Source organism: Litchfieldia salsa (assembly GCF_900104555.1).
GTDB lineage: Bacteria > Bacillota > Bacilli > Bacillales > Bacillaceae_L > Litchfieldia > Litchfieldia salsa.
In genome coordinates, this window is record NZ_FNJU01000011.1 from 153,043 (window position 1) to 165,731 (window position 12,689).

Genomic DNA, 12,689 nt, shown 5'->3' on the forward strand with positions numbered 1-12,689 from the left:
GCCCCTCGGGGTCATAAGTCAAATCACTTCAGAAATCAAGATTTCCTGCGTGATTCGCCTTATGCCTGTCGGAGCTGAACAGGCGCTTCCGCTTTTCTTAGTTATGCTCTTGAAACATAAGCTGCTTCGGTAGTATTAATAATAAGAACGTCACCTTCATTAATGAAGAATGGAACTTGAACAGATAATCCAGTTTCTAAGATTGCAGGCTTAGTACCACCAGAGGCAGTATCACCTTTTATACCAGGTTCTGTTTCTGCTACTTTTAACTCAACTGAATTTGGTAATTCAACCCCAAGAGTCTCATGACCAAATGTCATGATTTGAACTTCCATGTTTTCTTTTAGAAACTTAAGCTCATACTCAATTGCGGTTGCTGAAAGTTCAATTTGCTCATATGACTCATTATCCATGAATACATGCATATCACCATTTGCATATAAATATTGCATTTTGCGGTTTTCGATTTGAGCTTTAGCTACTTTTTCACCGGCACGGAATGTTTTTTCTTGAACAGCTCCTGTACGCAGATTACGTAACTTTGAACGAACAAACGCTGCACCCTTTCCTGGTTTAACGTGTTGGAAATCCATTACACGCCAAATTCCACCATCAACCTCTATTGTTAATCCTGTACGAAAATCATTTACTGAAATCATTTACAAATATCCTCCTAATTTAAAATACACTTTTTAACGAGATAGTTAACGTCATTAAAGAATGATTAATTCTTTACTTGAAAATGTTAATGTTTCATTACCTTTTTCTGTTATAACTGTATCATCCTCAATTCTTACACCACCAAGGCCTGCTATGTATATGCCTGGTTCAACAGTTACTACCATGCCAGGTACTAGAACCATCTCTGATTTTGAAGAAAGACCAGGTTGTTCATGAACCTCCATACCTAACCCATGGCCAGTTGAATGTCCGAAATACTGACCATAACCTTGTTCTGTAATATAATCACGAGTCAGGGCATCTGCTTCTTTCCCAGTCAAACCTGGTTTGATTCCTGCCATGCCACGTAATTGTGCCTCAAGAACTACATCATAGATATTTTTAAGTTCATCACTTGGAGTTCCAACCGCAAAAGTTCTAGTAATATCAGAGCAATACCCTTTATAGTAAGCACCGAAATCTAATGTAACAAAATCACCCTTTTCAATCACTTTGTCTGACGCGACTCCATGCGGCAATGCTGAACGAACGCCTGATGCAACAATAATATCAAAGGATGAAGAAACAGCTCCCTGTTTTCTCATAAAGAATTCTAATTCATTAGAAACGTCTAACTCACTTATCCCTGGACGAACATATCCCAAAATATGTGTATATGCGGCATCGGCAATCTCTGCTGCTTCCTTTAATATCTTAATCTCTGATTCAGACTTAATCAAGCGTAACTTTTCAATTGAATTAGACACTGGTACTAATTCAGCTGAAACAGCATTTTGGTAGGCAGTATAGGTTGAATATGAAAGATCATCTTGTTCAAATCCTAACTTCTTAATACCCAATTCAGTTACTTGCTTTGCCACTTCATCAATAAGTAGTCCGGTATGTTTAACAATCTCAAACTCTTTAATTTGCTCATAGGCTTGTTCCACATAGCGAAAGTCTGTAATAAACACTGCTTTGGATTCAGAAATAACCGCAACACCAGCTGTACCAGTGAAATTGGTCATATATCTTCTATTATAGCTATTTGTCACGACAATTCCATCTATTCCGAAATCTTTAAAGCTCTCTCGTAACTGTTCTATCTTCCCCATATTCTGATCCTCCCGACGACCATATTTGTATTAATATGTAATTTTCTCAGACAAAAATAGAATGTTCAATCAAGAACATTCTATCATAAATAAACTGAAGCTACCTACTCATTTACCAACGAAGCCTTTTTTTCATGAGCGAATTCGTTTGCTTCAAATGAAATCGAATACCCAATAAAAACACCATATAATATATAGAAACAAATGGTTGTGATATTCGTATTTCGATCAAGTTCAGTGACTGCCTTCAGGCCCGGGAAAATTGGATTTAGCACAAAGAATACCATTGCCCATAAAGCAATACCAAACGCCATACCGACCCATATCTTTTGAAATCTTCTTAGTAGTGCATAATATAAAAGTGCTACCCCAATCGATAATATACCGATTACTGCTATTCCTATAAATTGCCCTAATACTCGGTCCTTCCAATCCCCTACAGTCCAAGGCTGTAGAACTAGATTAGGGCTTATTTCTGTAAAATTAAACACATATGTCCCATAGTTCAATAAACTCCAAAAAATCCCTCCAAAGAGACCTGTAATAACAACTTTTGCAATCATCGACATTGGTTCATCTGATTTATTTTGTTCTAACTGCGGATTTTGCTTTGCTTCTTTTTCCACAACCAACACCTCCATTCCTTATTATGTCCCTCTTAATCCTCATCTATTTATTTGGAAAGGAAGGAAAAAAATACAGAATTTTTGTGTATAGAAGGAAATTCTTGGGCAAAATATCTTTAAAGTAATCATTTACCTAGAGGTTTACCATGTTTTCTTGTAGAATAAAAGAAGAGATACTCTTGAAAGAAAGAAATTATGTAATTTATGCAACAAGCTCTTTTAAAGATAATACAATACTAAAAGAGGGTAATTCAGGGAGGTGTTTCTCATGAATCGTCGACGTTCAAATCTTTTCGTTTATGCTATTGTTTTCTTAGGTATTATCGGTATTCTATATACCCTTTTTACACAGCCTTCCAGATTACTGACTCAATTAGGGTCGATTGTTTTCTTTGGTGGAATCATCTATCTTGTTTACAAATTCTATATGAAGCGCCGACATGGAAGCAATGAACATTCTGCATATTTGCGTGCAGCAAAACAATCCAAAAGACGTTTCAATGAGCCAGGTCAACAAAAACAGCCATCAAAAATCATTGATGGAAAAAGACTCACTTCTACAGCTAAAAAAAATGCAAACCATACAAGTACAACTAAACGAAAAAAATCAACGACCCATTTAACAGTCATCGAAGGAAAAAAAGGGAAAAAGAAGAATCGAGCTTTCTTTTAAAAGCTCGGTTCTTTTTATGTTGTTAAAAACACCATGTTTTTAAGAATTGTTCTGTTTTTTCCTTTCCTTGTTGGATTAGCGCTTCTCTTTGTTTTTCACCTAGAGAGAATTCAGTTGTTATTCCTCCCTCAACTGGAATGAAAACAATGTTTTTTTCATGCTTTCTCGAAATATACCTTAGATCATGTGCTGTCATCATCGTTTCAAATAGTGATGAAAAAAGAGTAATTGCGTTGTCAATTTTATTAACAGGCTGTTTATTCGTATTTGCCGAGAGTTTAATCCCCAGAACAGGCCTCTCTTGCCGACTAGTTCCATTATCAAATAGCCAAATCGGGAAATTACTTAATACACCACCATCAACTATTAAGGAATAGCCAGTTGGAGGTCTTAACTTTACAGGTTCAAAAAAATAAGGAAGACTACAACTCATTCTAACCGCTCTTGCTACGGAAAAGCTGTCAGGATTAATTCCGTACTTTTGCAGGTCATCTGGGAGAACAATTAATGTGCCGGTTGTTAAATCAGAAGCGATGAGACGTAACGAGCCTGTTGGGAGGTCACCAAAAGTAGCAACACCTCTTGCAGATAATATTGCTTCTAGCCAATGCTCAAGAGCATCTCCTCGATATAAACCAAGTCTCTTATATAAAAACAGCCACTTTGCAAACGGAATAGGGATGAGTGTTTTTCTTTCATCTAAAAAATAAGACAATTCAACAGCCCCCATAATTTGTGCAATTTCTTTACTTTTATATCCTGCCATAATCAAAGCAGAAATAATTGCGCCTGCGCTAGTACCCGCTACCCGCTTAAATCCTATCCCTTTTTGTTCAAGTGCTTCATATGCACCAATAAGAGCAAACCCCTTTATTCCGCCACCAGAAAAAACACCATCAATATATAACATGGTACCCCTCCGTTCATTATCCCTCTTACATCTTTAATAAGGGAATGAACGAAATAGTACAGAATTTGACATAAAAAAAGAGAACATCATTTGTTCTCAATATTTGATAAACTTATGTGAAATATTGTACCTCTGCATTAGGAAAGAATTCATGAATATATCGGCGAATCGTCGTTTCAATATCATTAGCATCTTCATTTTGATAAACATATTTACCTATGCCATATCTTCCCCATTTATATTTCCTCTTTGTTTCATCCATCTCAAGCTTTGTTTTAGGATAGCGTTTTTCAATCACCTTTTTCGCTGGCTTTGTAAAACGATGTTGAATTAGTTCAAAAGTTAAATCGTCTAAATTGACTCCTTCTAAAGATTTAGACAGTCGTTCAAACAATTCATAATAGCCTTCCTGCCAATCATCATGCATATAGATAGGGGCAACAATAAATCCTAAAGGATAATCAGCTTTAGCAACCTTTCTAGCTGCTTCAAGACGTTCATCGAAAGAAGATGTACCAGGCTCAAAATTCTTAATAACATATCTTGAGTTTACGCTGAATCTAAATCTCGTTCTGCCATTATGTTTTGCATCGAGAAGGTGATCGACATGATGATATTTTGTAACAAATCGTAATTGACCAAACTCTGTTTGACCCATATATTCAATTGTTTTCTTTAATGAGTGTGTCAGATGATCAATACCTACAATGTCTGACGTACATGCTGCCTCAAACCTTGTTATTTCAGGCTCACGTTCTTTCATGTATTTATCAGCTTGTTCAAAGATATCCTCTAAGTTTACATACGTACGAATGTATGGTTTGCTTCCAAGTGTTGTTTGTAAATAACAATAATGGCAATGCCCCATACACCCTGTCGCTAAAGGAATCGCATATTCAGCTGACGGCTTTGATGTATCAAACTTTAAGGTTCTTCTAATACCTACTACTAATGTTGATTTAGCATTTCGGTATTGCTGAAATTCATTATCCCCAGGGATTCCTCGTACCTGATTATGAGAAGTGGTTTCACGAATTTCAATTCCCATCTTTTCGAATTTCTCTTTCAGTTCTTTACCTAACGGATACTCTAAAGCTTTTGGTTCAATATAAACAAGCTGTGGAACAAACGGTTCCATATACTCACCTCTTTTTTCATCAATACTTGCAGTTAGTATTAGCAATTAGGAGAAATTAGAGTTAAGTAATGGTTTCCAATAGTTAATTCCTACGTGTGTATTTATTTACTTTCCTTTTAAAAAATGAAAAACCCGCTGCTGGTGATCAGCAAACGGGTTTTAGAGAATATTTTAGAGGCCACACTTCAATTGTGCGCCACAACCAGTACAAGTGTTACATCCACCAAGATCTTCAACCGTACCTTGACGACAAACAGGACAAGTATTTCCAACTTCTGAACCGATCGTTACATTTGTGGAGCGTAGGTCATTAATCGTATCTACTAAAACAACATGACTTTTCTTCTTTTCAGTTGATTTCACTTCAACTTCATCTTCAAAAGTATTCTCCTCAGCCTTTAAGGTAAGAACCTGAGCATCACGGCTACCATCAACATAAACCGTTCCACCTTTAGCTCCACCATTGTAAAGACGCTCATAGACAGCCTCAACCTGCTCAACAGTATAGCCTTTAGGAGCATTTACCGTTTTACTGATTGAACTATCAATCCAGCGTTGGATAATACATTGAACATCAGCATGTGCTTCAGGTGCTAATTCCATCGCAGAAACAAACCAGTTTGGTAAATTGTTTGGATCCACTTCTGGATGTTGATCAAGATATTCTTGAACGATATCTGCCTTCACTTCAATAAATTTACCTAAACGTCCACTTCTAAAATAAGAGAATGAGAAGTAAGGTTCTAATCCTGTGGAAACTCCTACCATCGTACCAGTGCTTCCCGTAGGAGCAACGGTTAGTAAATGAGAGTTACGAATCCCGTATTTTTTAATATCATCTCTGATACCTTCTGGCATTTTTTGCATGAAACCAGTGTTCGTAAATGCTTCACGAAGACGATTTGTTTCTTGCTCATCTCCTACTAAGAATGGGAAGCTTCCTTTTTCTTTCGCTAATTCTACTGATGCACGGTAAGCTGTTGTTGCAATCGTTTCAAACACTTCGTCAACTAGCTTGTTTCCTTGTTCTGAACCATACTCAGTTTCACAATAGATTAGTAAGTCATGTAATCCCATCACGCCTAAACCAACACGGCGCTCACCAAGAGCTTGTTTTTTATTGTCTTCAAGGAAGTATGGAGTAGCATCGATTACGTTATCCTGCATTCTTACTCCTACTTCAACTGTTTTCTTAAGCTTCTCAAAGTTAACCGTTCTTGTTTCTTTGTCAGCCATTTCAGCTAAATTAACAGCAGCAAGGTTACAAACTGAATAAGGTGCAAGTGGTTGTTCACCACATGGATTTGTCGCAACAACTTGTTGACCATATGCTTTTGCATTTGTCATGTCGTTAGCATTATCAATAAAGAAAATACCTGGTTCTGCTGAATAAGTCGCACAAATGTTGATTAAATTCCAAAGCTCTTTCGCTTGGATTTTACGATAAACGCGAACCTTGTGACCAAGTCTTTCCCACTCACGTACATCTCCAACCTTATGCCATTCTTCATTATAAATCTTCATTTCTTCCGGTCCGTAGCTTTCTACATCCGGGAATTTCAATTCATAAGTTGCATCTGCTTCAACAGCATTCATGAAATCCTCAGTTAAACAAATAGAAATATTTGCTCCTGTTAAAAATTCAGAATTATGAACACTATAATTTCCACCAATGCTTAGCTTAAGTTCAGCATCTTGGAAGATCTTCTCACTAAATCCCCCGTAACCTGGAATCTGTTTATAATTGATAATTCCTTGATACATTGCTTTCTCTTGCTCTGTAAGTGGTGTAAATTTTAATTTATCTTGAGCGTATTTTTTAATTGCTTCATCATTTGTATTTTCAATTAAGAATCGTAAAATTCTTGGGTTTTGCATTTTAGAAATAATGAATTCCATGATGTCTGGATGCCAATCCGAAAGCATGATCATCTGTGCGCCCCTGCGTGATCCACCCTGCTCCACAAGATGAGTCAACTTAGCAATATCATCTAACCACGATACAGATCCCGATGATTTACCGTTTACTCCTCGAGCAAGTGTGTTACGAGGACGAAGAGTTGAACCGTTTGTTCCTACTCCACCACCACGACTCATGATCTCCATCACTTGTTTGCGATGCTCTGAAATGCCTTCACGAGAGTCCTGTACAAATGGCATAACATAGCAATTGAAGTAAGTTACATCCGTATCTGCCCCTGCACCATATAGAACTCGTCCAGCTGGGATGAAGTTTAAGCCAACTAATTCAGCATAGAACTTCTCAAACCATTCTTGGCGTTTCTCTTCAGTATTTTCAACAGATGCCAGTCCAGTTGCGTTTCTTTTAGCAATTTGCTCATAAAAAACTTCAAGCGGTTTTTCAATAACATCTAGCGAGCGATTCACAATCCCTGTTTCAATTTCCTCAGGTGAATCTAATACACCACGGTACTCTTCATCTACAAGTACTTGTGCTGATTTTTGCTCCCAATCGATGCTAACGATAAACCCAAGACCACGAGCTGGAAACTTTGGATCTTCCTTAATAGTAAGAACAACAAAATCGCCCTCTGCTAAAGTTAGCTTCTCGGTATCTTTAAATGTGTACCGATCAAGCATGACTAAACGAGATACCCCTTTGTGTGACAGTTTCATATCATCAGTAATTGGATGAACTTGAGGAAACAGTCGGATATCTTGATTTAGTCTTTCAACATTAATATTCATTTTTTTAGGTAACGCAACAGACATTCTCACAACTCCCTTAAACTATCTATTATAAAAAGCTTGTCCAACGAGCATCTTGGTGTATATTTCTATTAGAAGCTCGGATTGATGACTTGTTTTTACGGTAAGAATAACTTATCATATTTTCTCCAATAAAATCAATATATAGTATTTAATATTTTAAAAAACATACAACATATTGATTTTGTTATAGGTTATTTTAATTTTGTCAAACAGAAAATTGTTAATAAATGAAAGGATACTCGAGATAAAACTAGATAACCCTCTTATTTTCGTTAAATTTGATGAATTTTGTCGGTTGCGTTTTTTCGATAGTAAACAACCCTTAATTTCTCAGGCTTTTCAAAACACACTAAAAAAAGATGACTAAAAAAAGTCACCTTATCTCTTAAAATTCCATTCATCATTTGCATATCGATTTTTCATTATCTTTTGTACATAGTCTAATTCTGTTTGTGAAAGTACATATGGTTCCAAATGAATGTTAAGCCCTTGCTCAAAACCTTTAATAAATGCTTCCTTTGCCTCATCAATCGTAACTGGTGTCTCACGAATTGCATTAATTGCAACAGCTTTATTCTTAAAATTACGTTGCATTCGTTCACGTACACGTTCATTCGGATACTTAAATAAATCAAACAACTTATCCTCATCTATATCTAGAAGGATCGAGCCATGTTGTAAAATAACACCTTTTTGCCTTGTTTGCGCACTACCAGCTACCTTTCGTCCCTCAACCACTAGTTCGTACCATGAAGGTGCATCAAAACAAACAGCAGAACGTGGATTTTTCAACCCAGCTTTTTCTTCGTCCGTTCGAGGTATAGCAAAGTATGCATCAAGACCAAGTAAACGAAACCCTTGAAGAATTCCTTCAGAAATGACTCGATAAGCTTCAGTAACTGTTTTTGGCATTTCTGGGTGCTCCTCAGACACAATTACGCTGTAAGTAAGCTCTTTATCGTGTAGAACGCCTCTCCCACCTGTAGGTCTTCTAACAAACCCCAATCCATAGCGCTCTACAACATCTAGATTTATTTCTTTTTCTACCTTTTGAAAATATCCAATCGACAGAGTTGCAGGATTCCATCCATAAAAACGAATCGTAGGAGGAATTTCTCCCTTACTATGCCACTCTAATAATGCTTCATCTAATGCCATATTAAATTCAGGAGAACATTCTCCGGAGTCAATAAACCTCCATGTTTCTTGTTCCATTTTTAACCCTCTTTATGTTGTATTCTTCTTTTGCTTCCTAAGTCTATCAAATACTGAAGAATTTTCAAAGAAAAATGATAGTAGAATTCCTTTGATTCTTAATGCCTGTACTTATATAATAGAAGATGTCGATAATAGAGGACAAGAGAAGGAGTCGATTCATTGTGGAAATAATCATTATAGCCTTAGTAGCAATCATCACATATTCATTAGTTATGTTTTTCTATCAAAAAAGAATATTAAAAACACTTACTGAAGATGAATTCCGTGCAGGCTATCGTAAAGCACAATTAATAGATGTTCGTGAACCAAATGAATATGATGGAGGCCATATATTAGGTGCTCGTAATATTCCACTTACTCAGTTAAAAATGAGAATTAAAGAAGTACGAACAGATCAGCCAGTTTATCTATATTGTCAAAACACAATGAGAAGCGGAAGAGCCGCTCAGCTTTTAAGACGAAAAGGATATAAACAGTTGTTTACACTTAAAGGTGGATACAAGCAATGGAATGGCAAGATTAAATCAAAAAAATAAAGAATTAGAAAAGACCGCTTGAGATCCAGGCGGTCTTTTTTTTGCTAAAAAAAAAAGACCTTAGCCTATATAATATAGAGCCAAAGCCGCTTATCAATTTATTTTCGCCTGTCTAGGTATTAACGTATATTCTCTAATGCGATTCAAACAATTATAAAACAACACTACCATGTGTGTCACAAAAAACATTTAAGCAAACGTACGTTTTATAGCCTCTTCTATCCTACTTGGATTGTCTTTTGGCATATACCTTTTTGTCACATTTACATCTGAATGTCCGGCAAGCTCAGCTACAGTTGAAATATCAATCCCATTTTGGACTAACTCCGTACAAAATGTATGACGTAGTTTGTGTGGATTCACATTATATTTTTTTAACATATATTGAACTCCTCGTGTTGAAATTCTCTTTCCAACACTTGAGATAAATAATGCTTCTTGATTATCCTTTAATGTTTCAATATATCTTCCTAGGTATAACATGAGGTCCTTTGATAACGGAATTGTTCGTTTAGTTGTACCGTTATCATTTCGAATAAATACTTCACCATTACCAGAATTTAAGTGAACATCAACGACATTCAAAGCACATAATTCTGAAATACGAATCCCTGTATGCAGTAAAGTATAAACAATGACAATATTTCGAAGATCCCCATCCTTCTCGACTTCTTGAAGCAATGCTGTTCTTTCTACCTTATCTAAAGCATCAGGGCTTTCATGATTTTTTTCTTTTTCTAATCGTGAAATATTACTCATAACCTCTTGTATATTCTGAAACCTAGCGAATACACTAATCGCCGAAAATGCTTTCTCAATCGTTGCTGCACTTCTATTAAGATTTTCAAGATGAAACATGTAGTCTTGAACATCCTCTCGTGTTAAATGATGTATACTACGCTCATTTTTTAAAATCCACTCAAAAAATTGACGAAGAGACCCATCATAAGTTTTAATTGTATTTTCAGACTTCCCTTCATCACTTAACCAGCTAGCAAACGATTTTAGAAGATTTTCCAAACCAATAACCCCCATAAAAAGACTTTACTACATGCAAAGTATAACAGATAGTTTCGCAGAAGTAAAACCACTTTTAAATTTACATACAAAAAAAGAAGAGTTACTTAATAAGCCCTTCTTTTAAGTATGTATATATAATTTTGAGTTTAGTAAGGAATTGGAGGCGACACCCGGATTTGAACCGGGGATAAAGGTTTTGCAGACCTCTGCCTTACCACTTGGCTATGCCGCCATTAATATAATAACATGTAGCTTTACTTGCTTTACTTGCTTTACTTGCTTTACTTGCTTTACTTGCTTTACTTGCTTTACTTGCTTTACTTGCTTTACTTGCTTTAATTTCTATAATTATACTATATGTTGAAAAAACAAAATGTTTACAAAAAAAAATGGCTGGGCTAGCTGGATTTGAACCAACGCATGACGGAGTCAAAGTCCGTTGCCTTACCGCTTGGCTATAGCCCATTGAAGAATCTACATGAACATCTTCCTCGAATACGCTCCATGAATCAGCATCGCAAGAGGATATTTTGGGATATTTCAGTAGGAAATATCACGAAATATCGTCGACATTCTAAGTATTATTTTAAACTTTTTTTGGAGCGGGTGATGAGAATCGAACTCACGACATCAGCTTGGAAGGCTGAGGTTTTACCATTAAACTACACCCGCAAGAATAAATATGGGGCGACTGATGGGAATCGAACCCACGAATGCCTGAACCACAATCAGGTGCGTTAACCACTTCGCCACAACCGCCATACTTAATATTAACTTAGTTGGCAGGGGCAGTAGGAATCGAACCCACACTGGAGGTTTTGGAGACCTCAGTTCTACCTTTAAACTATGCCCCTATAATGGTGGAGGGGGGCAGATTCGAACTGCCGAACCCAAAGGAGCGGATTTACAGTCCGCCGCGTTTAGCCACTTCGCTACCCCTCCATATTGGTTGCGGGGACAGGATTTGAACCTGCGACCTTCGGGTTATGAGCCCGACGAGCTACCAGACTGCTCCACCCCGCGATAATAAGGAATATTTTTTTGATTAAATGCTTACTTTAAATAAAATGGAGGAGGAAGAGGGATTCGAACCCCCGCGGGTTTTGACACCCCTGTCGGTTTTCAAGACCGATCCCTTCAGCCAAACTTGGGTATTCCTCCGTATAAAATAACAAATGGTAGCGGCGGAGGGAGTCGAACCCACGACCTCACGGGTATGAACCGTACGCTCTAGCCAGCTGAGCTACACCGCCAAGAAATTCTTATAATTAGTAATAATAATTTGGCGCGCCCGAAAGGAGTCGAACCCATAACCTTCTGATCCGTAGTCAGACGCTCTATCCAATTGAGCTACGGGCGCAATAAATTGGCTCCACAGGTAGGACTCGAACCTACGACCGATCGGTTAACAGCCGATAGCTCTACCACTGAGCTACTGTGGAACAATATAAGCCTAGCAATGTCCTACTCTCGCAGGGGGAGTCCCCCAACTACCATCGGCGCTGAAGAGCTTAACTTCCGTGTTCGGTATGGGAACGGGTGTGACCTCTTCGCCAAAATCACTAGACAATTTCAAAAGAACATTTTCTATTATACCCTTTTATCAAGAATAATGCAACAGAAAATTTCGTTCCTTCAAAACTAGATAACGTTAGACAAAATACATTCATTTTGAATCTAGCTCCAGAAGCCACATCCTATGGATGTAAACGGGCTTCTTGCGCTTTATAAATTTGGTTAAGTCCTCGATCGATTAGTATCAGTCAGCTACACACGTCACCGCGCTTCCACCTCTGACCTATCAACCTCGTCATCTTCGAGGGATCTTACTAGCTTGCGCTATGGGAAATCTCATCTTGAGGGGGGCTTCATGCTTAGATGCTTTCAGCACTTATCCCGTCCACACATAGCTACCCAGCGATGCCCTTGGCAGAACAACTGGTACACCAGCGGTGTGTCCATCCCGGTCCTCTCGTACTAAGGACAGCTCCTCTCAAATTTCCTACGCCCACGACGGATAGGGACCGAACTGTCTCACGACGTTCTGAACCCAGCTCGCG

General features: G+C 37.6%; 10 protein-coding genes, 11 tRNA genes and 2 rRNA genes. 2 read left to right on the forward strand and 21 right to left on the reverse strand.

Annotation, left to right across the window (positions count from 1 at the left end; genetic code table 11):
• Positions 1-101 precede the first annotated feature (101 nt).
• The 3 genes from efp to BLQ56_RS18340 all read right to left on the reverse strand — a co-directional run bounded on the left by efp (position 102) and on the right by BLQ56_RS18340 (position 2,416).
• Positions 102-659 (reverse strand): elongation factor P, encoded by a 558-nt coding sequence (gene efp / locus BLQ56_RS18330; RefSeq protein WP_090857828.1) that lies wholly within the window; start codon positions 657-659, stop codon positions 102-104.
• 54 nt (positions 660-713) lie between these two features.
• Entirely contained in the window at positions 714-1,775 is a 1,062-nt protein-coding gene (locus tag BLQ56_RS18335; protein WP_090857831.1) for a M24 family metallopeptidase, read from the reverse strand.
• A gap of 104 nt (positions 1,776-1,879) precedes the next feature.
• Entirely contained in the window at positions 1,880-2,416 is a 537-nt protein-coding gene (locus tag BLQ56_RS18340; protein WP_090857833.1) for a YqhR family membrane protein, read from the reverse strand.
• Positions 2,417-2,669: 253 nt separating this feature from the next.
• On the opposite strand from BLQ56_RS18340, the gene BLQ56_RS18345 reads away from it, so the two are divergent.
• On the forward strand, positions 2,670-3,074 hold the full coding sequence (locus BLQ56_RS18345) for an SA1362 family protein (protein ID WP_090857835.1): 405 nt from the start codon (positions 2,670-2,672) through the stop codon (positions 3,072-3,074).
• Positions 3,075-3,096: 22 nt separating this feature from the next.
• On the opposite strand, the gene BLQ56_RS18350 is transcribed toward BLQ56_RS18345, so the two are convergent.
• The 4 genes from BLQ56_RS18350 to BLQ56_RS18365 form a co-directional block, all read right to left on the reverse strand.
• Positions 3,097-3,984, reverse strand: a complete 888-nt coding sequence (locus BLQ56_RS18350) for a patatin-like phospholipase family protein (RefSeq protein ID WP_090857838.1) — start codon at positions 3,982-3,984, stop codon at positions 3,097-3,099.
• A gap of 112 nt (positions 3,985-4,096) precedes the next feature.
• Positions 4,097-5,122: a spore photoproduct lyase gene (splB, locus tag BLQ56_RS18355; RefSeq protein ID WP_090857841.1), complete on the reverse strand. Its 1,026-nt coding sequence runs from the start codon at positions 5,120-5,122 to the stop codon at positions 4,097-4,099.
• 171 nt (positions 5,123-5,293) lie between these two features.
• Positions 5,294-7,855, reverse strand: coding sequence for a vitamin B12-dependent ribonucleotide reductase (locus BLQ56_RS18360; RefSeq protein ID WP_090857843.1), 2,562 nt, complete (start codon positions 7,853-7,855; stop codon positions 5,294-5,296).
• Between the two features lie 378 nt (positions 7,856-8,233).
• Complete coding sequence (locus BLQ56_RS18365; protein ID WP_090857846.1) at positions 8,234-9,070, reverse strand: lipoate--protein ligase family protein; 837 nt, start codon at positions 9,068-9,070, stop codon at positions 8,234-8,236.
• Positions 9,071-9,285: 215 nt separating this feature from the next.
• On the opposite strand from BLQ56_RS18365, the gene BLQ56_RS18370 reads away from it, so the two are divergent.
• The gene (locus tag BLQ56_RS18370; RefSeq protein ID WP_386756511.1) at positions 9,286-9,609 is read left to right on the forward strand and encodes a rhodanese-like domain-containing protein; all 324 of its coding nucleotides are present in this window, start codon (positions 9,286-9,288) and stop codon (positions 9,607-9,609) included.
• Positions 9,610-9,798: 189 nt separating this feature from the next.
• On the opposite strand, the gene BLQ56_RS18375 is transcribed toward BLQ56_RS18370, so the two are convergent.
• The 14 genes from BLQ56_RS18375 to BLQ56_RS18440 all read right to left on the reverse strand — a co-directional run.
• Positions 9,799-10,629: a tyrosine-type recombinase/integrase gene (locus BLQ56_RS18375; RefSeq protein ID WP_238457314.1), complete on the reverse strand. Its 831-nt coding sequence runs from the start codon at positions 10,627-10,629 to the stop codon at positions 9,799-9,801.
• Between the two features lie 158 nt (positions 10,630-10,787).
• A tRNA-Cys gene (locus BLQ56_RS18380) sits at positions 10,788-10,861 on the reverse strand.
• A gap of 158 nt (positions 10,862-11,019) precedes the next feature.
• Positions 11,020-11,094, reverse strand: a tRNA-Gln gene (locus BLQ56_RS18385).
• Positions 11,095-11,227: 133 nt separating this feature from the next.
• Positions 11,228-11,301 (reverse strand) — tRNA-Gly (locus BLQ56_RS18390).
• 11 nt (positions 11,302-11,312) lie between these two features.
• Positions 11,313-11,388 (reverse strand) — tRNA-His (locus BLQ56_RS18395).
• Positions 11,389-11,409: 21 nt separating this feature from the next.
• Positions 11,410-11,483, reverse strand: a tRNA-Trp gene (locus BLQ56_RS18400).
• A gap of 4 nt (positions 11,484-11,487) precedes the next feature.
• Positions 11,488-11,571 (reverse strand) — tRNA-Tyr (locus BLQ56_RS18405).
• Between the two features lie 4 nt (positions 11,572-11,575).
• A tRNA-Met gene (locus tag BLQ56_RS18410) sits at positions 11,576-11,652 on the reverse strand.
• Positions 11,653-11,697: 45 nt separating this feature from the next.
• Positions 11,698-11,790 (reverse strand) — tRNA-Ser (locus BLQ56_RS18415).
• Positions 11,791-11,805: 15 nt separating this feature from the next.
• Positions 11,806-11,882 (reverse strand) — tRNA-Met (locus tag BLQ56_RS18420).
• A 30-nt stretch (positions 11,883-11,912) separates the two neighbouring features.
• Positions 11,913-11,989: transfer RNA gene (locus BLQ56_RS18425), tRNA-Arg, on the reverse strand.
• A 7-nt stretch (positions 11,990-11,996) separates the two neighbouring features.
• Positions 11,997-12,071: transfer RNA gene (locus BLQ56_RS18430), tRNA-Asn, on the reverse strand.
• 9 nt (positions 12,072-12,080) lie between these two features.
• Positions 12,081-12,196: ribosomal RNA gene (gene rrf, locus BLQ56_RS18435) — 5S ribosomal RNA — on the reverse strand.
• 166 nt (positions 12,197-12,362) lie between these two features.
• Positions 12,363-12,689 (reverse strand): 23S ribosomal RNA (locus tag BLQ56_RS18440); the annotation flags it as partial.

Coding starts and splice junctions, on each gene's coding strand:
- efp (WP_090857828.1), bottom strand. CDS start 659: ATGATTTCAGTAAATGATTTTCGTACAGGATTAACAATAGAGGTTGAT.
- BLQ56_RS18335 (WP_090857831.1), bottom strand. CDS start 1,775: ATGGGGAAGATAGAACAGTTACGAGAGAGCTTTAAAGATTTCGGAATA.
- BLQ56_RS18340 (WP_090857833.1), bottom strand. CDS start 2,416: ATGGAGGTGTTGGTTGTGGAAAAAGAAGCAAAGCAAAATCCGCAGTTA.
- BLQ56_RS18345 (WP_090857835.1), top strand. CDS start 2,670: ATGAATCGTCGACGTTCAAATCTTTTCGTTTATGCTATTGTTTTCTTA.
- BLQ56_RS18350 (WP_090857838.1), bottom strand. CDS start 3,984: ATGTTATATATTGATGGTGTTTTTTCTGGTGGCGGAATAAAGGGGTTT.
- splB (WP_090857841.1), bottom strand. CDS start 5,122: ATGGAACCGTTTGTTCCACAGCTTGTTTATATTGAACCAAAAGCTTTA.
- BLQ56_RS18360 (WP_090857843.1), bottom strand. CDS start 7,855: ATGTCTGTTGCGTTACCTAAAAAAATGAATATTAATGTTGAAAGACTA.
- BLQ56_RS18365 (WP_090857846.1), bottom strand. CDS start 9,070: ATGGAACAAGAAACATGGAGGTTTATTGACTCCGGAGAATGTTCTCCT.
- BLQ56_RS18370 (WP_386756511.1), top strand. CDS start 9,286: ATGTTTTTCTATCAAAAAAGAATATTAAAAACACTTACTGAAGATGAA.